We start from the raw sequence: 19,613 nt of genomic DNA on the forward strand, positions 1-19,613 counted from the left end.
ACGCTGTTGATCCGCCAACGCTGCGCCGTGTGGAAGATTTACGTCGCACCGTCGCGCCCGGACTCCGTTTTGCCATGATTCCACGCTGTGTGAGAGGCCGACAGGCGATACCGTTCACCGCAAGGAACACGCTTCATGAATGACCGCCCGGCTTATCGGCGACTGGCAGCCACAATCGGCCTCGCAATTTCCATGGCCGTATCGCTGACGGGGTGCGGCACGCAGGCGAGCAACCGCCTCGGCGGTGGTGCCGCCGGCGGCGCGGCCACGGGGGCGACGTTCGGGCTGATCGGCGGTCCGATCGGGGTTCTGGTCGGCGGTGCGGTGGGGGCGGCATTGGCGCGCTGACCGCCGCCAACACGACGCCGAAGCAGGTCAATCTCGGCAATCCGCCCTGGGCTGGCGGCGCCACGGCCGCGCCCGGTGCGCAAGCAGGGGCATCAGCCGGGGGGCGGCCGCAATCGCTGCAACCGGCGGCGGCGCCGGTCTCCGGCTATACCAATGCACCCGCCGCGACGGATGCGGCCGGAAGCGTGCAGGCCCAGCCCCTCGCGCCGCCGCGCTGAGCGCCCCGGCGGCGCGGTCAGACGCCGCCGTTCACATATTCACGCAGGCTGCGGACCTCGTGGGTCTGCACCTCGATCAGCGACTTGACGACGTCGCCGATGCTGACGACGCCGATCAGCTTCCCGCCATCGACGATGGGCAGATGGCGGAACCGGCCATCGGTCATCAGGTTTTCGGCTTCGAGCACGGTGGTCGCCGGCGTCGCCGTCGTCGGCGCGCGGGTCATCAGCTGGCTCGTCTGCATGTCGAGCGTCGCCGCGCCGTTGGCGGCGAGGCTGCGCACCACGTCGCGTTCGGAGAGAATGCCGAGCAGGTCGTTCTCCGCCGACTGCACCACAACCGCGCCGATCCGCTTCTCGGCGAGAAGCGCGACGACGTCGCGGATACGTGTCTCGGGCTGGACCGAGATCAGCGCCATGGGTTTGCGCTTCAGAATGGCGGCCATCGTTGTCATTGCGATCCTCCCGAGAAAGCCCGCGCCGCAGGACGAGGCGGCAGTCAGACCATAGAGCGACAAGACTATGACAACGCTTTAACCAAGATCAACTGAATTGCTCGGGCTGGCCCGATTTTCATTGTTTGGCGTCTTGCGCCGCGGCGATCCATGCGTCCTGCCCGGCGACGATCGCCAGCTCGTCGGTGCCGTGGCGAAGGGTGGCGCGCAGCAGCGCGGTCATCGATGCCGAGGCCGCCGCCAGCGCCTTGTCGAGATGGCGCTCCGGCAGATAATGCGCGAGGAACAGCGCGGCGAAGGCGTCTCCTGCGCCGGAAAACCGCCCGGCGAGGTGCGGCACCGCGATCTGCCGCGGGCCGTCGCCGTCGAGTGCCAGGATGTCGAGCATGTCCGGCGGCGTGTCCGCGCCGCAGAAACCGGTGAGGATGACGGTGTTCGGGCCGAGAGCTTCCATCGCCGCGAAGGCGGAACGCCGGTCGGAAGGCGGCGATCCGGCGAGCACGCCGAGCTCGAACGCATTGGGCATCACGATGTCGGCACGCGGCACCAGCCGCTCGCGGATCGCCGCGATCAGCGCTGACGGCACATAGGCCCGGCCATGATCGCCGATCACCGGATCGCATACGTAGAGCGCGCCCGGATGGGCCGCCCGCGCGCGCGCCACCGCGTCCTCGACGATGGGCGCGGCGGCATCGACGCCGAGATAGCCGGAGACGACCGCCTCGCACCGGGCGAAGGCCCCGCGCGCGGCGAGCCCTGCGACCAGTGCGGCGAGCCGCGCCGGCTTCACCGGCCCGCCCTCGGCGCCGCCATGGCCCGGATGATGCGACAGCAAGACCGTCGGCAGCGGCCAGACCTCGTGGCCAAGCCGCGCCAGGATGAACGCCGCACCTGAATTGCCGACAGCGCCGTTGAGCACCTGGGACTGGATCGAGAGAATCGCCATGCGCCGAGTTGGCGGCAGCGCGGGGCTGCTGGCAAGGGCCGGCGGTTGCATGCCCGCCTTCCCTGGGCCATCTGACCGGTCAGATTCACGATCGAAAGGGTTTTCCATGGCGCGTATCCCCAAGCTTCTGCAGCCGGTCAGCTTTCGCAGCGTCGAGGCGCGCAACCGCATCGTCGTCTCGCCGATGTGCCAGTACAGCGCGATCGACGGTGTGGGACAGGACTGGCACATCCAGACCCTGGGCTCGAAGGCGATGGGCGGCGCCGGCATCGTCTTCACCGAGGCCACCCATGTCTCGCCGGAGGCGCGGATCACCGCCCATTGCCTCGGGCTCTGGAATGACGAGCAGGAGGCCTTCCTGAAGCGGGTGGTCGCGCTCATCGAGTATGGCGGCGCGGTCCCGGCCATCCAGATCGCCCATGCCGGCCGCAAGGCGAGCCAGACCCAGCCCTGGAAAGGGGATGGGTTCGTGGCACCCGATGCGCCGGATGGCTGGCTGCCGGTGGCGCCGAGCCCGCTGCCCTTCGCGGCCGATCGCCCCGCCCCGCACGAGCTGACCACCGGCGAGATCGCCGCCATCCTGCGCGATTTCGCCGCGACCACGGCGCGCGCCCGCCGCGCCGGGTTCCGCGTCGTCGAGCTTCACGCGGCACATGGCTACCTGCTGCATCAGTTCCTCTCGCCGGTCAGCAACCATCGCACCGATGCCTATGGCGGTGACCTTGCCAACCGCGCGCGGATCGTGATGGAGGCGATTGACGCGATGCGCGCGGAATGGCCGGACGACCTGCCCTTTTTCGTGCGCCTGTCCTGCACCGACTGGATCGAGGGCGGCTTCGACGCCGAGCAGGCGGTGACGCTCTGCCGCTGGCTCGCCGCGCGCGGCGATGTCGACCTGATCGACAGCTCGACCGGTGGCATCGCGCCGCAGCAGAAGATCCCCTCGATCCACCCCGGCTACCAGGTGCCCTTCGCCGAACGGATCCGGCGCGAGGCCGGGATCGCGACCGGCGCCGTCGGCATGATCCGCGCGCCGGAGCTTGCCGCCGAGATCATCGCCAACGAGCGGGCCGACCTCGTCTTCGTCGCCCGCGCGGTGCTGGCCGATCCGGCTTGGCCGCTGAACGTGGCCCGGCATTTCGGCTTGCAGCCGGAACTCGTGCCGCAATATCAGCGCGCGACCGTCTGACGGAACGCCGCGTCAGGCTCTGCCCGCGGGAAGGGCTTGACGCGGCGCCGAAGCGGCCGGTAAAACGATGTTAGCGCTTTGTTCCCTCGTTGCGTTGCCGTTTTCCCGGCCCTTCAGGCGCGTTCGGGAAGCGCACGCCGGAGTTTGTCGATGCTCACCCGCAAGCAACACGAACTGCTGGTCTTCATCGATCAGCACCTGCGCCGGACGGGTTGCTCCCCGAGTTTCGAGGAGATGAAGGACGCGCTCGATCTCAAGTCGAAATCGGGGATCCACCGGCTGATCGGCGCGCTCGAGGAGCGCGGCTTCCTGCGGCGCCACAAGCACCGGGCGCGGGCGCTTGAGGTGCTGCGCCTGCCGTCCGACGTGGCGGCGGAGCGGCGGGAGACGATTTTCGCCCCGAACGTGATCCAGGGCAATTTCGCGGCCCGGCTCCAGGGCGCGCGCGCCGCCGACCCGGCGGCGGCCATCACCCTGCCGCTCTACGGGCGGATCGCGGCGGGACAGCCGATCGAGGCGCTGCGCGAGACCCAGAGCGAGATCGAGATCCCCGCCTCCCTCGTCGGGCCCGGTGAACACTATGCGCTCGAGGTCACCGGCGATTCGATGATCGAGGCCGGTATTCTCGATGGCGATCTCGCCATCATCCGCCGCGGCGAAACCGCCGAAACCGGCGAGATCGTCGTCGCCATGATCGACGACACGGAAGTGACCCTCAAGCGCCTGCGCCGGCGCGGCAATTCGACGGCGCTGGAGCCTGCCAATCCGCGCTATGAAATCCGCATCTTTCCCGCGGAGCGGGTCAAGGTGCAGGGCCGGCTCGTCGCCCTGTTCCGGCGCTACTGACTTGTTTCATCTAGCCCCCCTTTGACCCCTTACCCGCGCGGGCCGATACTGGGCGCATGAACGTGTGGGGCAAGATCATTGGCGGCGTGGCCGGTTTCGCCGTGGGCGGGCCGCTCGGCGCGGTTGCCGGAGCGGCACTCGGCCATGCGGCCGATACCGGCGATCTCGGCTCGTTCGGCGCCCGGCTCGGTCGCGCCCTGCCGCTCGACTCCGCCCGGTTTGCCGCCATGCTCGGCCGGCGCGAGCAGGTGTTCGCGATCGGCGTCACCGTTCTCGCGGCGAAGCTGGCCAAATGCGACGGTCCGGTGGTGCGTGCCGAGATCGACGCCTTCAAGCGGCAGTTCCGGATCGACGAGGCGGCAATCCCGACCGTCGGACACCTGTTCGACCAGGCCCGCGAAGACGCCGCCGGGTTTGAGCCCTATGCGCGGCAGTTGGGCGAGAGCTTCGCCGACAACCGGCTGGCGCTGGAACAGGTTCTCGGCGCCCTGTTCGCCATCGCCCGGGCGGATGGGCCGGTCAACCCGCGCGAGGCAGACATGCTCGCCCGCATCGGCACCCTGTTCGGACTAGGCGAGACGGCGCGCGGCCGGGCATCCAACCCCTCCGGCGGCGATGCCGCGGAAGACCCCTACCAGGTTCTCGGCATCGCCCGCAGCGCTTCCACGCCGGCGATCCGCGCGCACTGGAAGACGCTGATGCGCGAGAACCACCCCGACCAGCTGGCCGCCCGCGGCGTGCCGGCGGAATTCATCGCCCGCGCGACGGAGCGGGTCGCGCGGATCAACGCTGCCTGGGACGCGATCAAGCGCGAGCGCGGCGCGTGATCTCGCCGAACCATGACGACCGGCCCCAAGGCGTACCGGTCGATCATCTGGTTCTGCACTATACCGGGATGCGGAGTGCGCACGCGGCGCTGGAGCGGCTGTGCGATCCGGCGGCGAAAGTATCGTCCCATTACCTCGTCGAGGAAGACGGCGCGGTCCACGCCCTCGTGCCGGAACCCCGGCGCGCCTGGCATGCCGGGATCAGCTTCTGGCGGGGCGCCAGCGCGCTCAACGACCGCTCGATCGGCATCGAAATCGTCAATCCAGGCCATGAATGGGGCTATGTCCCGTTCCCGCGGCGGCAGGTCGACGCCGTGATCGGGCTCTGCCGGGACATCGTGGCGCGGCACCCGGTGCCGCCCCGCAACGTGGTCGGGCATTCCGACATCGCGCCGGACCGCAAGCAGGACCCGGGCGAGCTGTTTCCCTGGCCATGCCTTGCCGCCGCCGGGGTCGGGCTGTGGACCGACGCCTCGGCCGATGGTGCCGATATCCTCGCCGAACTCGCCGCGATCGGCTACGACACGTCGTTGCCGGCCGCCATCGTGGTGGCGGCGTTCCAGCGGCGGTTCCGGCCCGCGCGCGTCGATGGTGTCGCCGATGCGCAAACCCGCGGCCGCGCGGCGGCGATCCGCACCCTGTTCGAGGCGTCCGCCCCGCCATTGACCAAACCCTGACGATCGCCCAAGAAGCACGGGCCAGACGGTTGGACGGCCGCCGTGCCGCAAGCGGCGCGGAGGAAAGTCCGGGCTCCATGGAATGACGGTGCCGGCTAACGGCCGGCGGGGGCGACCCCAGGGAAAGTGCCACAGAAAACATACCGCCAGCACGCTTCGGCCTGCCGGCAAGGGTGAAAAGGTGCGGTAAGAGCGCACCGCGGTCCCGGTGACGGGAGCGGCAGGGTAAACCCCACCGGGAGCAAGACCGAATAGGGGCGGCCGGCGGCGTGAGCGATCATGGCCGCGAAGGGATTCCGCCTTGTCGCCCGGGTTGGTCGCGTGAGGCGCGCAGCAATGCGCGTCCCAGATGAATGGCCGTCCAGCGTCCGCGAGGATGGGGACAGAACCCGGCTTACAGACCGTCTGGCATTTTTCGCCCGCCCCTCCGCCACGATTAGGCGATCTGCGCCGCTTCTGCTAAGAAAAAGGGTGATTTCCTGACCAATGGAGTGCTTGACCGGCATGACCAGCACCGCCGACTCGACCGCCGTTCCCGCTTCGGATGAAACGGCGGGTTCCGACCTTGCCCCCGACACCGCCTATGACGCCGGCTCGATCAGCGTGCTGCGCGGGCTGGATGCGGTGCGCAAGCGACCCGGCATGTATATCGGCGACACCGATGACGGCTCCGGCCTGCACCATATGGGCTTCGAGATCATCGACAACGCGGTGGACGAGGCGCAGGCCGGCTTCGCCGACCGCGTCGATGTCGTGCTGAACGGCGACGGGTCGATGACCGTGACCGACAATGGCCGCGGCATTCCGACCGACATCCACGCCGAGGAAGGTATCTCCGCAGCGGAGGTCGTGCTCACGCGGCTGCATGCCGGCGGCAAGTTCAACCAGAATTCCTACAAGGTTTCGGGCGGCCTGCACGGGGTGGGCGCGGCGGTGGTCAACGCGCTGTCGGAATGGATGGAGGTGCGGATCTGGCGCGAGGGCCAGGAGCATTTCATCCGCTTCGAGAACGGCGACACGGTCGCCCCCCTCGCGGTGACCGGCCCGTCCGGGCACGCCACCGGCACATCCGTCACCTTCAAGCCCTCTGCTGCCACCTTCACCCGCACCGAATTCGATTTCGCGATCTACGAACGCCGGCTGCGCGAACTCGCCTTCCTGAATTCCGGCCTGACGATCACCCTGCGCGACGAGCGGCACAGCACCCCGCAGGACGCCCATTTCCGCTACGAGGGCGGCCTCGTCGAATTCGTCTCTTGGCTCGACCGCTCGAAAACGCAGCTCTTTTCGCCGCCGATCGCCACCTTCAGGGACGACAGCTCGGCGGGCATGAAGGTCGAGTTCGCCCTCGCGTGGAACGACACCTACCACGAGACGATGCTCTGCTTCACCAACAACATCGTCCAGCGCGATGGCGGCACCCATCTCGCCGGGTTCCGCTCGGCGCTGACCCGGATCGTCTCGAAATACGCCGAGAGCATCGGCAAGAAGGACAGCCTCTCGCTCTCCGGCGAAGACATGCGTGAGGGGCTGACGGCGGTGCTTTCGGTGAAGGTGCCCGATCCGAAATTCTCCTCGCAGACCAAGGACAAGCTGGTCTCCTCCGAGGTGCAGCCGCTGGTCCAGGCCGCGGTGGCGGACACGCTCGAACACTGGTTCGAGACCCATCCGAAGGAAGGCAGGCTGATCGCCCAGAAGGTGATGGACGCCGCCTCGGCCCGCGAGGCCGCGCGCAAGGCCCGCGAACTCACCCGCCGCAAGGGCGTGCTCGACATCTCGACCCTGCCGGGCAAGCTGGCCGACTGTCAGGAACGCGACCCGGCGAAGTCGGAAATCTTCATCGTCGAGGGTGATTCGGCGGGCGGCTCGGCCAAGCAGGGGCGCGATCGCAAGACCCAGGCGATCCTGCCGCTCAAGGGCAAGATCCTCAATGTCGAGCGGGCGCGGTTCGACCGCATGCTGGGCTCGGCGGAAATCGGCACGCTGATCACAGCGCTCGGCACCGGCATCGGCCCGGCCGAGCCGGAGCAGGGCGGGTTCGACATCTCGAAGCTGCGCTACCACCGCATCGTCATCATGACGGACGCGGATGTCGACGGCTCGCATATCCGCACATTGCTGCTCACCTTCTTCTTCCGCCAGATGCGCGAGCTGATCGAGCGCGGCCATCTCTACATCGCGCAGCCGCCGCTCTACCGCGTCAAGCGCGGCAACGAGGAGCGATATCTGAAAGACGACGACGCGATGGAGGCCTTCCTCTTCGAGCGGGCACAGTCCGAGGTGACCATCGAGGGGATGGACCTTTCGCGGGAACTGCCGTTCATGCGCGAGGCGGCGCGGCGCATCGTCGATCTCGCGCGCGACATTCCGGTCGCCTATGTCGAGCAGGCGGCCATTGTCGGGCTGCTCAGCGCGGCGCCGGAAACCGTGTCCGATCTTGCGCCGGTTCTCGCCGCGCGGCTCGATTCCATCTCGCTGCCGAACGAGCGCGGCTGGGTCGTCGCGGTGGACGCGCAGGGTGTCACCATGGCCCGCACGGTCCGCAGCGTTGCCGAGCGGCACACGATCGACCTCGCGATGCTCCGTTCGACCGACGCGCGATGGCTCGCGGAACGCGTCAGTCGGCTTGCCGGCGATTTCGCTGCCGGCCTGCACCTCGTCCATGGCGCGCAGACGCTGCCGGTGCGGGGGCCGTCCAGCCTCATCGAGCAGCTTTTCGCGATCGGGCGCAAGGGCCTGTCGATCCAGCGCTTCAAGGGGCTGGGCGAGATGAACCCGGACCAGCTCTGGCAGACCACGCTCGATCCGACGACCCGCCGCCTGCTCCAGGTGCGTATCGGCGATGCCGAGGACAGCGACCAGATCTTCTCCACCCTGATGGGCGATGTGGTGGAGCCGCGCCGCGAATTCATCGTCGGCAATGCGCTGAAGGTGGCCAATCTCGACGTCTGATGCGGCATTGTCCGCGTGCCATGCGGGCCTGCCCCGCATGATGCGCGGTGCCGTGCGCCGGGCGGAGGCGGGTTGAGCTTGGGCTTCATTTTCGCCGTTCTCGTCATCGATTCCATCGGCTTCGGCCTGGTCGCGCCGATCCTGCCCGATCTTGTGGAACATCTCTCGGCCACGCCGGCCTCGCAGGCGGCGCTCTGGGTCGGCGTGCTGAGCATGACCTTCGCGGCGACGCAGTTCTTCGCCGCCCCGGTGCTCGGCCAGCTCAGCGACCGGTTCGGCCGCCGCCGCCTCATCCTCGTCTCCCTTGCCGGAAGTGCCGCGAATTATCTGCTGCTCGCCTTCGCGCCCAACCTGCTCTGGCTATTCGTCGGCCGGCTGATCGCCGGTGCGACGGCCGGCAATGTTTCGGCCGCCAGCGCCTATATCGCCGACATCACCCCGCCGGAGCGCCGGGCCCAGCGTTTCGGCCTGATCGGCGCCGCCTTCGGCCTCGGCTTCACCACCGGCCCGATGATTGGCGGCTTTCTCGGCGCGATCGACCTGCGGCTCCCCTTTCTCGCCGCCGCCGGGCTGGTCGGGGTGAACGTGATCTATGGCGTTTTCGTGCTGCCCGAATCGCTGCCGCCGGAGCGGCGGCGGCCGTTTCGCCTGCGGGAAGCAACGCCGCTCGGCGCGATCCGGCTGCTCACCGCGGCCCCGCGTCTCTGGCGGCTGGCCGCGGCCTGGAGTGTGCGATGGTTCGGTCTCGGCGCGATCCAGGCGGTGTTCGTTCTCTATGCCGCGCTGCGCTTCGGCTGGGGGCCGCGCGAGAGCGGCGTCTATTTCGCCTGCATCGGCCTCGCCTCGACGCTCGTGCAGTTCGGCCTCGTCCGCCGGGCGGTGACATGGCTCGGCGAGCGCGGCGCCGCTTTCGCCGGCTTCGCCTGCAACGCCGCCGCCTATCTCATCTTCGGCCTTGCGCCTACGGCGTCCTGGCTGTTCGCCGGGGTGGGGCTGATGGCGCTGGGCTCGATTGCCAACCCCGCGATCCGCAGCATGCTTTCGCGCGCCGCGCCGGCGGACCAGCAGGGGCGGATGAACGGCGCGCTGTCCTCCATCGAGGGGCTGACCGCCATCGTCGCCCCGCTGACCGGTGCTGCCGTATTCGAGGCGTTCAGCGGCTTCCTGCCGTGGCGCTTTCCCGGCGCGCCGTTCGTGATGGTCGCGGCCATGCTGGCCGGCGCAGCACTGCTCGTCTGGTCGGTGCAGCCGGCTCAGCCCGAACCCGAAAGCGCCTCCAGCCCAGCGCGAATCTGAGCCGCCATCGCCGTCCACGCCGCCATCGGATCGGTGGGCCTCCAGGCTCCCTGCGTGTCCCGCCGATCCCGCCAGCGCCGCAGCGCATCCGCCAGCGCGCCGGCATCCGGCGGGCAGAGGATCGCCTGCGGCGCGTCCCGCAACTGTTCGGCGAGACCGCCGACATCGGTGGCGATCACCTGCCGGCCCAAAGCGAGCGCCGCCGCCGCAACACCGGACTGGCTCGCCTGCCGGTAGGGCAGGACCAGCGCGTCCGCCTCGCCGATCAGCCGTGGCAGTTCGGCCTCGGGAATCCAGCGCCGGTCGAGCGTGACATGCGGCATCGCGCCGAGCCGGCCGAGTTCGGCCGAGTCCGGACCATCGCCCGCCACGCGCAGCCCGAATCCCGGATCGGGGCCGAGGCGTTCCATCGCCTCGCACAGCAGGTCGAGCCCCTTGTAGGGCAGCAGCCGGCCGAACATCAGCAGTCGGGGCAGGCCGCCATGGGCGAAGGGCGCGGCTGGCATCGCGCCATCGCCTACCGGCATCGGCGGATGCGTGAGGGTGAGAACCCGCTGGCCGGGGCGGACCGCGCCAGCACCGTGCAACTCGTCGGTCACCGCCTGGCTGAGCGTGACGAGCAATCCCGCGCCGCGCAGCAGCCGCGCCTGGTTCACCAGCCGGAAACTCAGGCTTTCCCCCGGATGCGAGACCGCGTCATGCACGATGAGTCCGTAGGGCACGCGCAGATTGGCGACCATCAGCCGGTCGAGCACCGCCGGCATGGCGCATAGCGCCACATCCGGGGCGAGGCGCGCGAGGTCCGCCCGAACGCTGCGCCCGGCGAGGGGCAGGGTGAGCAGCCGCGCCAGCGCGCCGGCGGCGCTCGCATAGGTGGGATATCGCCAGGCGCAGTCGGGCGCATCCGCCGCGGCGAGAATTTCCGCCTCCGCCGAGAGCGACAGCATCGCTTCGGTCGCCGGCAGGCGGCCGAACGCCGCATGGAGCAGGGCGGCGAAGCGCGGCCCGGCGCCGCGCCGTCCCCATTGCCAGGTCAGGACCCTCATCGGATGCCGGACGCGCCGAGCGCGGTCCGCACCGGCGCATCGCCGAGCGCGCGCATCGCGTGCTCCCGTCCGCGCGCTGCGAGCGCCGCCCGCGCTGCGGGATCGTCGGCGAGTTGCCGGAGCAGGACGGCCGCATGCCCGGCATCCGGCTCCGCCCAGCGGCTTCCCGCCAGCCGGTAGGTGCCGCGCGGATCGTTCACCGGCACCAGATCGTACCGCACGAGGGCGGCGCTGTCCGCATCCATGAAGCTCATGTTGCCGGACCAGCCGGTGGTCACCACCGGGCGGCCGAGCAGCATCGCGGTGGCCGGGATGAGGCCGAACCCCTCGGCGCGATGCAGCGACATCACGATGTCGCTCGCCGCGATCAGGCCGCGGAGCGCGGGCTCGGGAATGGTCTCGTCGATCACCCGGATGTTCGGCGCATCGGCCACCAGCGCCCGGATCTCCGCCAGATCCTCGGGATACATCGTCGTGCCGGAGAGTTTGAGCACCAGCATCCGGTCGGCGCGGTCGCCGAAGGCGGTGCGGAAGGCGCGGATGGCGCCTTCGGGGTTCTTGCGCACGCGGCTGGACGCGAGATTGAACACGACGAGCACCACCAGCGCGCCTTCGGGCAGGCCGAAATCGGCGCGCCCGCCCTCGATGCGCGGCGGTGGCAAGGCGGCGAGGGGATAGGGCACGACGCGCACGCGCCCCGGCGCCAGGGGCTCGAACGCCTCGGCGCAGAAGGCGGACGGCGCCCAGATCTCGTGGACGAATTTCGCCCCCACATGCCAGGCGGCCGGCACCGCCGGCAGTTCCCACACGAACAGGCCGATCACCCGGCGGCCGCGCATCAGCGCGCGCGGCCAGCGGGCGAGGCCGACCGGCAGGATCGGCGCGTTCACCACCGCGAGCATCGCGGCAGTCGCCGGCGGCAGCCCAGCCGGTGCGGGCGTGACGCTGGGCAGGCCGAGCTGGATGGTGCCGCGCCCCACGCCGATCTGGCGGAACACCGTGTCCATGATCCGGCTGGTCTCGGCGAGGCCGTTCGCTCCGTCGATATCGCCCGCCACCACGATGCCCTCGCTCGCTGCCGGCGGCGCGCGGTCGGGCCGGCCGGCGACGAGGCCCGCCACCCGGGTCATCGCCCGGCGCCGCGTCTCGGCCGGCAGCATGCGCCATGCGCGATGCGCCAGCCCCAGCGAAGCTCTCTCCATCCATCCCCCGATCGTGGCCGCAACACCCGGCCGCTGACGGGGCATATCAAATTCGGACCGGACATGATATCGCCACCCGCGACCGAAACTCCCGGAGCGCGCCCCCGCGCTCCGATGCAGAACCATGGATTTTCTGATGGCCGGACATTCGCAATTCAAGAACATCATGCACCGCAAGGGCGCGCAGGATGCGCGGCGCGCCCGGCAGTTCGCCAAGCTGATCCGCGAGATCACCGTTTCGGCAAGAACCGGCCTGCCCGACCCGGCAGCGAACCCGCGGCTGCGCGCGGCCTGCGCCGCCGCCCGCCAGGCGAACATGCCGCGCGACACGATCGAGCGGGCGATCAAGAAGGCGGCCGGTGGCGCCGGTGGCGACGATTACGTGGAGGTGCGCTACGAGGGCTACGGCCCGTCCGGCATCGCGATCATCGTCGAGGCGCTGACCGACAACCGCAACCGCACGGCCTCCGACGTGCGGGCCGCGTTCTCGAAGCATGGCGGCGCGCTGGGCGAGACCAATTCTGTCGCCTTCATGTTCGACCGGATCGGCCTGATCCGCTATCCCGCCGCCGCGGCGAGCGCGGACGACATGCTCGAAGCCGCGATCGAGGCCGGGGCGGACGACGTGCAGAGCACCGATGAGGGCCACGAGATCGTCTGCGCGGTGGAAAATGTCTTCGCCGTGCGCGATGCGATGGAGCAGAAATTCGGCGAGCCCGAAACCGCCAAGCTCGACTGGCGGCCGACCACCACCACGCCGCTCGACGAGGAGGCCGCTCGCAGCGTGATGAAGCTGATCGACGCGCTGGAGGAGAGCGACGACGTGCAGAGCGTTTACGCCAATTTCGAAATTCCCGATGAGGTGATGCAGGCGCTCTCGGCCTGACCGGACGGGGGGCGCCGAATCCTCTATAGTCCGCAGACATGCCGATTCGCGCGCGCATCATCGGGATCGATCCCGGCCTTCGCTTCACCGGCTTCGGCATCATCGAGGCCGACGGCAACCGGCTGCGCCATATCGCCGACGGGGTGATCGCGACCGATGGCGCGGCGGCGGTGGCCGAGCGGTTGCATACGCTCGATGCGGAACTCGCCCGGCTGCTCGCGGCCTATGCGCCGGATCATGCGGCCGTCGAGGAAACCTATGTCAACCGCAACGCGACCGCGACGCTCAAGCTCGGCTACGCCCGCGGCGTCGCCCTGCTCGCGCCGGCGCGGGCGGGCATCGCGGTTGCCGAATATGGCGCGAAAACGGTGAAGCGCGCGGTGGTCGGCACCGGGGCGGCGGAAAAGGACCAGGTCGCCCTGATGGTGCGCCGCCTGCTGCCGGGGGCGGCGATCACCCGCGCCGACGCGGCGGATGCTCTGGCCGTCGCCATCTGCCATGCGCATCATCTCGCCACCGCCAGCCGGGTGCCGGCGGCATGATCGGGCGGCTGTCCGGCACGGCCGAGCAGATCGAGGACGGGCGCTGCCTGATCGATGTGAACGGCGTCGGCTACGTGGTGCTCTGCTCGGCGCGCAGCCTCGCCGCGCTGCCGGCGCCGCCGGCGCGCGCGACGCTGCTCGTCGAAACCCAGGTCCGCGAGGACGCGATCACCCTGTTCGGCTTCATCGACGCCGCCGAGCGCGACTGGTTCCGCCTGCTCACCACCATTCAGGGCGTGGGCGCGAAAGTGGCGCTCAACCTGCTTTCGGCGCTGCCGCCGGACCAGCTCGCCAGCGCCATCGCCGCGAGCGACAAGGGCGCCATCACCCGCGCCCCCGGTGTGGGCCCGAAGCTCGCCGCCAGACTGATTTCCGAATTGCGCGAGCGGATCGCCGCGATGCCCACCGGCTCCGTCTTCGCCCCGGCGGCGACCTCCCCGTTCGCCGCCCTGCCGCAGGGACCGCTGGCCGACGCGCTTTCGGCCCTGGTCAATCTCGGTTACCGCCGCGCCGAGGCGGAGGCCGCCCTCGCCGCGGTCCAGGCGGAAGCCGGCGAGGACGCGCCGCTGGATGAGCTGATCCGCGGCGGGCTGAAGCGGCTGGCCCGATGAGCGGCGCGGAAGATCGGGCCCTGCTTTCCGGCGTGCGCGATGCCGAGGACGGGCCGGAGGCCGCCCTGCGGCCGCAAACTCTCGCCGAATTCACCGGGCAGAAAGCGAGCCGAGAAAATCTTGCGATATTCATCGCCGCGGCACGCGGCCGGGGCGAATCGCTCGACCATGTGCTGCTGCACGGCCCGCCGGGGCTGGGCAAGACCACTCTGGCGCAGATCATCGCCCGCGAGATGGGGGTGGGTTTCCGGGCAACCTCGGGGCCGATCATCCAGAAATCGGGCGATCTCGCGGCCATCCTGACCAACCTGCAACCGAGGGACGTTCTGTTCATCGACGAGATTCACCGCCTGCAGCCCTCGATCGAGGAGGTTCTCTATCCCGCGATGGAGGATTTCGTGCTCGACCTGATCATCGGCGAGGGGCCCGGAGCGCGTTCGGTGCGGATCGACCTGCCGCGCTTCACCCTGATCGGCGCGACCACGCGGTCCGGCCTGCTCGCCAATCCGCTGCGCGACCGCTTCGGCATTCCGCTGCGGCTGGTTTTCTACACGCCCGAGGAGCTTCGACTGATCGTCACCCGCGCCGCTTCACTGCTGGAGATGGACATCACGGCGGATGGCGCCGCGGAAATCGCCCGCCGCTCGCGCGGCACGCCGCGGATCGCCGGCCGGCTGACGCGCCGGGTGCGCGATTTCGCCGCTGTCGCCGGCACGGCGACGGTCGATCGCGCGGCGGCCGACGCGGCGCTGACCCGGCTCGACGTCGACCAGCGCGGGCTCGATGCGATGGACCGGCGCTATCTCCGCCGCATCGCCGAGCACCACAATGGCGGGCCGGTCGGCATCGAGACCCTGGCGGCGGCGCTTTCCGAGCCGCGCGACACGCTCGAGGACGTGATCGAGCCCTATCTGATCCAGGAAGGTTTCGTGATCCGCACCCCGCGTGGGCGAATGCTGGGACGCGAGGCCTGGGCGCATCTCGGCCTGCTGCCGACCGCCGCCGTGCCCGGCCAGGCGGACCTGCCGTTGGAGTGATGACCCCCGCGATGAAAACGATGGACAACGCGCTTCATGGCGGTGAGCACCGGCTCGATATCCGCATCTATTTCGAGGATACCGACGCCGGGGGAATCGTCTATCACGCCAATTACCTCCGCTATGCCGAGCGCGCGCGGTCCGAAGCCCTGCGTTCGCTGGGGGTGCCACACGCGCAAATGGTAGAAGTCCACGACCGTATGTTTGTGGTGCGCCATGCGGAAATCGACTATGAGCGGCCGGCGCGGCTCGACGACCTGATCACGGTGGCGACGAGGGTGCGGCGGGTTTCCGCGGCAACCGTCACTCTCGACCAGATGATCAGGCGTGGTGACGAGACGCTGGTGCGGATCGGCTTGCGGCTGGCCTGTGTCGACCGGGCGGGCGGGCGGGCGTCTCGCCTGCCGGCGGACATGCGCGCTGCGCTGGTGCGGATGCATGAGGCGGGCGTGCCGGGCGGCGAAACAGGTGACGGCCAGAGGGCCGTGGAAGGGGACTGAAGGTGGATCAGGCTGTGAACACGACCGGGCTGGCGACGCCGGGGTCAGATCTGTCGCTGCTGGGCATGTTCCTGCATGCGGGATTCGTCGTGCAGGTGGTCATCATCCTGCTGCTGGCCGCCAGCGTCTGGGTCTGGGCCATCATCATCGAGAAGTCGATGACGATCCGCAAGATCAATCGCGCCGCGGACGCGTTCGAGGACAAGTTCTGGTCCGGTCGCAGCCTCGATGAACTCTACGACCAGGAAGGGGCCGAGCCGGACCATCCGATCGCCGCCGTCTTCGGCGCCGCGATGGGCGAGTGGCGCCGCTCCAGCCGGATCGCCGGCGCGGACATCGCGCGCTCCAGCGTTTCCGCGCGCATCGACCGGGCGATGGATGTCACCACCATGCGCGAGATGGAGCGACTCGAGCGGAACATGATCTTCCTCGCCTCGATCGGCTCGGTCGGCACGTTCGTCGGCCTGTTCGGCACGGTCTGGGGCATCATGCATTCGTTCTCGGCGATCGCCGCGATGCACAACACCAATCTCGCCGTGGTGGCGCCGGGTATTGCCGAGGCGCTGTTCGCCACCGCCATGGGCCTCGTGGCCGCGGTGCCGGCGGTTCTCGCCTACAACAAGCTCTCGACCGACCTGACGCGGATCGCCGGCCGGCTCGATGCCTTCGCCGCCGAATTCAGCGCGATCCTGTCGCGTCAGGCCGAGGAGCGCGGCTGAGATGGCCGGGGGCGTGGTCGAGCGCAAATCCGGCAGCCGCCGCGGCCGCTACCGGCCGATGTCGGAAATCAACGTGACTCCGCTGGTCGACGTGATGCTGGTGCTGCTGATCATTTTCATGGTGACCGCGCCGCTGATCACCTCGGGCGTCACCGTCAACCTGCCGCACGCGAACGCGAAGCCGGTCAATTCCGACGCCACGCCGATCACCATCACCGTCAAGTCCGATGGCGGCGTCTACCTGCAGAATTCGGCGGTCCAGCTCGACAACCTGGTCGCGACCCTGCAGCAGATCGCCAAAAACAACACTGACCGCCGCATCTTCGTGCGCGGCGACACGGCGGTGCCCTACGGAACCATGCTGAAGGTCATGGCGACGATCACCAATGGCGGGTTCAACAAGGTCGCCCTGCTTGCCCAGCAGCCGACCGCGGCAAAACGCTGATCCCGGAAGACCCGGCATCCGGCGCGTGCATCGATTGAGGCGGGACTGACCCATGGAACCAGAGCTTCGGCGGGGAGCGATCGTCTCGGCAATCGTCCATCTGGCGATCGTGCTGCTGCTCGTCGCCGTCCTGCCGCGGGAAAAGCTCGACGCGCCGGCGGCGGAAGCCGTCGACGTCACGCTGGTCGGCAACGCGGCGCCCCAGCAGGCCCTGCACAAGGGCAAGGTCGCAGCGCCGGCAAAAACCAAAACCGTGCACAAGGCGCATCTCGCGGTGCAGAAGCCGACGCCGCAGCCAAAGGTCGCGCCGCCGCCACCCCCACCGCCGCCGCCGCCGGCACCCCACGCCACGCCGAAACTGCCGCAGCCGCCATCCCCGCCGCCGCCGCCCCCACCGCCCACGCCGGCGCCGACCCCGATTCCCACGCCGCCGCCGCCGCCGCCACAGCGGCCGCAGAAGCCCACGCCGCCGAAGCCGGCCAAAAAACTGCCGCTGCCGCCGAAAAAGACGCCGCCCGCCCCGGCGGAAAAGAGCCCGACCAGCCAGAAGCACACGGTCAAGACGCCGGTGCCGATGAGCCAGTCCGTGCTGAATACGCTGGCGAAATTGCGGTCACTGCAGAAGCAGAAGAAACCGCCGACCGCGCGCTACAACCCTGAACAGGGCGGCGCGCCGCATGGTGGCGGCTCGAAGATGAGCACCGCCAATTCAGGTCTGTCGGCATCGCAGCGCAACGCCATCGCCAACACGGTCAGGCCCTGCTGGGGGATCGACGCCGGGGCGCCGGGTGTACGGAAATTCAGCGTGCTGCTCCAGGTCGTGACCGATGCGGCCGGCATCGTCCGCGAAGCGCAGGTCGCGCCGCAGGACCAGGGCAAGCTGGGCGATCCGCTGTTCGCCGCCTTCGCCAACCGGGCCGTCGACGCGGTTAAGAACTATCAATGTGCCAAGCTGCCGCTGCCGTCCTATATGCTCGGCTCGGTCCATACCTTCATTTTCAGGTTCACGCCGTAGCATTCAAAGCGTTTCAGGATAGAGGTCCTTCATGACGATCCGCCGTCCGCAGCCAACCGCTCACCCGCGCCTTGCGGGAACCACGATGGAACGCCTGCCGTCGCTCTCTCGCCGTTTGCTGATGGGCGCAGGCGCCGCGGGTCTCGTTCTGCCGCGCTTCGCCCGGGCGCAGAGCGCCTCGAACGGCCCCGGCGATGCGATCAACGTTTCGGGCGCGCACAACGCGCCGATCCCGATCGCGCTGCCCTCGTTCACCGACGCCAGCGGCAACACCTCCGATCTCGGCGCGCAGATCACCCAGGTCGTCACCTCCGATCTCGACCATTGCGGCCTGTTCCGCGCGATCGACCAGACGAGCTTCGTGCCGAATTCGGTGGTCAACAGCATTCCGGTCTGGAACAACTGGAGCATCCTTGGTGCCCAGGCGCTCGTCACCGGGCAGGTGACGAACCAGGGCGGCGGGCAGATCCGTGTCGAGTACCGGCTATGGGGTATCTCGCAGCAGAAGCAGCTTCAGGGCACCGCCTACACGACCGCGTCCAACAACTGGCGCCGAATCGCGCACATCATCGCCGATGACATCTACCAGCAGATGATTGGTGAAAAGGGCTATTTCGACACCCGCGTCGCCTTCATCTCGGTCGCCGGCCGGCCGACCGATCCGATCCGTCGCATGGCCGTGATGGATTACGATGGCGCGAATGTCCGTTTCCTGACCTCGGGCCGGAACATGGCGCTGTCGCCGCAGTTCAACCCGTCGCGCCAGCAGCTCGCCTTCGCCAGCTTCGAGAACGGTCAGCCCCAGGTCTATCTGTTCGACCTGCAAACGGGGGCGCGCACCAATATCGGCTCGTTCGGTGAGATGAGCTTCGGCCCCCGCTTCAGCCCCGATGGTTCGGCCCTGCTGTTCTCGGTCTCGAAAGGCGGGGGGGCGATGATCGTGAAATACGAACTCGGCAGCCGCAGGATGACCCAGCTGACCGACGCGAATTCGATCAACGTCACCCCGTGCTACAGCCCGGATGGCACCAAGATCGTGTTCAACTCGGACCGCGACGGTCCGGGCGACCAGCAGCTTTTTGTCATGAACGCCGATGGCACGAACATCCAGCGCATCTCCTACGGTCATGCCCGCTACGCCGAGCCGGTCTGGTCGCCGCGGGGCGACATGATTGCCTTCACCCGGCTGGATGCCGGCGGTTTCGGGATTGGCGTGATGAAACCGGATGGCTCCGGCGAGCGGCTGCTCTCCCAGGGGTATCTCGAAGAGGCCGCGACCTTCTGCCCGAACGGGCGGGTGATCATGTTCTATCGCCAGAATCCCCTCAAGATCGGCAATGTCTCGCATCTGGTGACGATCGGTGTCGACGGGTTCAACGAGCGGATCACGCCGACGCCGACCAATGCCGAGGACCCGTCCTGGGGCCGCTGCTCTCCTGAGCCGTTGCCGGCCGCTTGGGATGACGTTCCGGTCATCAACAGGATAAAGCAGTTCCCGGCCCGGGTGGATCGGGAACTGCCCGAGTGTCCTGCTTCTGAAATCCGATGGATTTCAGAAGCAGGACACGAGGTGAAACTCAGGGCGCGTTATCAGGAAGACGCGCCGGCGATCGGGATCGGCATCCGCCGGTAGGCGGCGAGGGATCGGCCGGCCATTGCGCCGCCAATGCTCCCCGGCACGGACACGTGCGGCCCCGGCGCCGCGGGCTGGTTCTGCAGCGGCAGGATCGATGCGGTGCCGTGCAGCGGCGCAAAGGCGAACGAGCCCGGTGCGAAATGCCGGACATCGATTCCACCGGCGGTCGGCTTGGCCTTCTTTCCGGCACTCCCGGCGGCGGCCGTCCGGGTGGGCGGCT

20 protein-coding genes, 1 other RNA gene and 1 pseudogene are annotated in these 19,613 nt (G+C 69.1%); 17 read left to right on the forward strand and 5 right to left on the reverse strand.

Annotated elements, in window-relative coordinates:
* Window positions 1-192 precede the first annotated feature (192 nt).
* Window positions 193-348 carry a hypothetical protein gene (locus ACIDOCELLA78_RS91270; RefSeq protein ID WP_249676110.1) on the forward strand — a complete coding sequence of 52 codons (156 nt, stop codon included), beginning with the start codon at window positions 193-195 and terminating at the stop codon, window positions 346-348.
* A 235-nt stretch (window positions 349-583) separates the two neighbouring features.
* On the opposite strand, the gene ACIDOCELLA78_RS91275 is transcribed toward ACIDOCELLA78_RS91270, so the two are convergent.
* Complete coding sequence (locus ACIDOCELLA78_RS91275) at window positions 584-1,021, reverse strand: CBS domain-containing protein (protein WP_201729063.1); 438 nt, start codon at window positions 1,019-1,021, stop codon at window positions 584-586.
* A gap of 118 nt (window positions 1,022-1,139) precedes the next feature.
* Entirely contained in the window at window positions 1,140-2,018 is an 879-nt protein-coding gene (gene pdxY / locus ACIDOCELLA78_RS91280) for a pyridoxal kinase (protein ID WP_201729064.1), read from the reverse strand.
* A gap of 55 nt (window positions 2,019-2,073) precedes the next feature.
* Here pdxY and ACIDOCELLA78_RS91285 point away from each other — a divergent pair, with 55 nt between their 5' ends.
* From ACIDOCELLA78_RS91285 to ACIDOCELLA78_RS91315, 7 genes are all read left to right on the forward strand, one after another.
* On the forward strand, window positions 2,074-3,156 hold the full coding sequence (locus ACIDOCELLA78_RS91285; RefSeq protein WP_201729065.1) for an NADH:flavin oxidoreductase/NADH oxidase: 1,083 nt from the start codon (window positions 2,074-2,076) through the stop codon (window positions 3,154-3,156).
* Window positions 3,157-3,306: 150 nt separating this feature from the next.
* Entirely contained in the window at window positions 3,307-4,002 is a 696-nt protein-coding gene (gene lexA / locus ACIDOCELLA78_RS91290; protein ID WP_201729066.1) for a transcriptional repressor LexA, read from the forward strand.
* 56 nt (window positions 4,003-4,058) lie between these two features.
* Window positions 4,059-4,829: a TerB family tellurite resistance protein gene (locus tag ACIDOCELLA78_RS91295; RefSeq protein WP_201729067.1), complete on the forward strand. Its 771-nt coding sequence runs from the start codon at window positions 4,059-4,061 to the stop codon at window positions 4,827-4,829.
* Window positions 4,826-5,506, forward strand: coding sequence for an N-acetylmuramoyl-L-alanine amidase (locus ACIDOCELLA78_RS91300; RefSeq protein ID WP_201729068.1), 681 nt, complete (start codon window positions 4,826-4,828; stop codon window positions 5,504-5,506). Before ACIDOCELLA78_RS91295 ends, ACIDOCELLA78_RS91300 begins: the two co-directional genes overlap by 4 nt.
* 21 nt (window positions 5,507-5,527) lie before the next feature.
* Window positions 5,528-5,919, forward strand: an RNA gene (gene rnpB, locus ACIDOCELLA78_RS91305) — RNase P RNA component class A.
* 91 nt (window positions 5,920-6,010) lie between these two features.
* On the forward strand, window positions 6,011-8,458 hold the full coding sequence (gyrB, locus tag ACIDOCELLA78_RS91310) for a DNA topoisomerase (ATP-hydrolyzing) subunit B (protein WP_201729069.1): 2,448 nt from the start codon (window positions 6,011-6,013) through the stop codon (window positions 8,456-8,458).
* A 72-nt stretch (window positions 8,459-8,530) separates the two neighbouring features.
* Window positions 8,531-9,754: a TCR/Tet family MFS transporter gene (locus ACIDOCELLA78_RS91315; protein ID WP_201729070.1), complete on the forward strand. Its 1,224-nt coding sequence runs from the start codon at window positions 8,531-8,533 to the stop codon at window positions 9,752-9,754.
* On the opposite strand, the gene ACIDOCELLA78_RS91320 is transcribed toward ACIDOCELLA78_RS91315, so the two are convergent.
* A complete protein-coding gene (locus ACIDOCELLA78_RS91320; RefSeq protein WP_201729071.1) occupies window positions 9,712-10,800 on the reverse strand; it encodes a glycosyltransferase in 1,089 nt (362 codons plus the stop codon). The two genes, ACIDOCELLA78_RS91315 and ACIDOCELLA78_RS91320, sit on opposite strands and share 43 nt — an antisense overlap.
* Window positions 10,797-12,002: a glycosyltransferase gene (locus ACIDOCELLA78_RS91325; RefSeq protein ID WP_201729072.1), complete on the reverse strand. Its 1,206-nt coding sequence runs from the start codon at window positions 12,000-12,002 to the stop codon at window positions 10,797-10,799. Before ACIDOCELLA78_RS91325 ends, ACIDOCELLA78_RS91320 begins: the two co-directional genes overlap by 4 nt.
* 136 nt (window positions 12,003-12,138) lie before the next feature.
* Between ACIDOCELLA78_RS91325 and ACIDOCELLA78_RS91330 the strand changes: the two genes are divergently transcribed.
* Genes ACIDOCELLA78_RS91330 through tolB form a run of 9 tightly spaced genes read left to right on the forward strand, consistent with a single transcriptional unit; the run spans window position 12,139 to window position 19,390 of the window.
* Entirely contained in the window at window positions 12,139-12,888 is a 750-nt protein-coding gene (locus ACIDOCELLA78_RS91330; RefSeq protein ID WP_201729073.1) for a YebC/PmpR family DNA-binding transcriptional regulator, read from the forward strand.
* Between the two features lie 38 nt (window positions 12,889-12,926).
* The gene (ruvC, locus tag ACIDOCELLA78_RS91335; protein ID WP_201729074.1) at window positions 12,927-13,430 is read left to right on the forward strand and encodes a crossover junction endodeoxyribonuclease RuvC; all 504 of its coding nucleotides are present in this window, start codon (window positions 12,927-12,929) and stop codon (window positions 13,428-13,430) included.
* A complete protein-coding gene (gene ruvA / locus ACIDOCELLA78_RS91340) occupies window positions 13,427-14,041 on the forward strand; it encodes a Holliday junction branch migration protein RuvA (RefSeq protein WP_201729075.1) in 615 nt (204 codons plus the stop codon). Before ruvC ends, ruvA begins: the two co-directional genes overlap by 4 nt.
* Window positions 14,038-15,078 (forward strand): Holliday junction branch migration DNA helicase RuvB, encoded by a 1,041-nt coding sequence (gene ruvB / locus ACIDOCELLA78_RS91345; protein ID WP_201729076.1) that lies wholly within the window; start codon window positions 14,038-14,040, stop codon window positions 15,076-15,078. The genes ruvA and ruvB overlap by 4 nt, the downstream gene beginning before the upstream one ends.
* An 11-nt stretch (window positions 15,079-15,089) precedes the next feature.
* Complete coding sequence (gene ybgC / locus ACIDOCELLA78_RS91350; RefSeq protein WP_283770847.1) at window positions 15,090-15,578, forward strand: tol-pal system-associated acyl-CoA thioesterase; 489 nt, start codon at window positions 15,090-15,092, stop codon at window positions 15,576-15,578.
* Window positions 15,579-15,580: 2 nt separating this feature from the next.
* A complete protein-coding gene (gene tolQ / locus ACIDOCELLA78_RS91355; RefSeq protein WP_201729078.1) occupies window positions 15,581-16,297 on the forward strand; it encodes a protein TolQ in 717 nt (238 codons plus the stop codon).
* A gap of 1 nt (window position 16,298) precedes the next feature.
* The gene (tolR, locus tag ACIDOCELLA78_RS91360) at window positions 16,299-16,742 is read left to right on the forward strand and encodes a protein TolR (protein WP_201729079.1); all 444 of its coding nucleotides are present in this window, start codon (window positions 16,299-16,301) and stop codon (window positions 16,740-16,742) included.
* Between the two features lie 52 nt (window positions 16,743-16,794).
* Window positions 16,795-17,757, forward strand: a complete 963-nt coding sequence (locus tag ACIDOCELLA78_RS91365; protein ID WP_201729080.1) for a hypothetical protein — start codon at window positions 16,795-16,797, stop codon at window positions 17,755-17,757.
* A 31-nt stretch (window positions 17,758-17,788) separates the two neighbouring features.
* Window positions 17,789-19,390 (forward strand): Tol-Pal system beta propeller repeat protein TolB, encoded by a 1,602-nt coding sequence (tolB, locus tag ACIDOCELLA78_RS91370; RefSeq protein ID WP_249676112.1) that lies wholly within the window; start codon window positions 17,789-17,791, stop codon window positions 19,388-19,390.
* On the opposite strand, the pseudogene ACIDOCELLA78_RS91375 reads toward tolB, so the two are convergent.
* Window positions 19,348-19,613: pseudogene (locus ACIDOCELLA78_RS91375) on the reverse strand (lytic transglycosylase); the annotation flags it as partial. The gene tolB and the pseudogene ACIDOCELLA78_RS91375 overlap by 43 nt on opposite strands.

The sequence above is a fragment of the Acidocella sp. C78 genome (genome assembly GCF_907164655.1).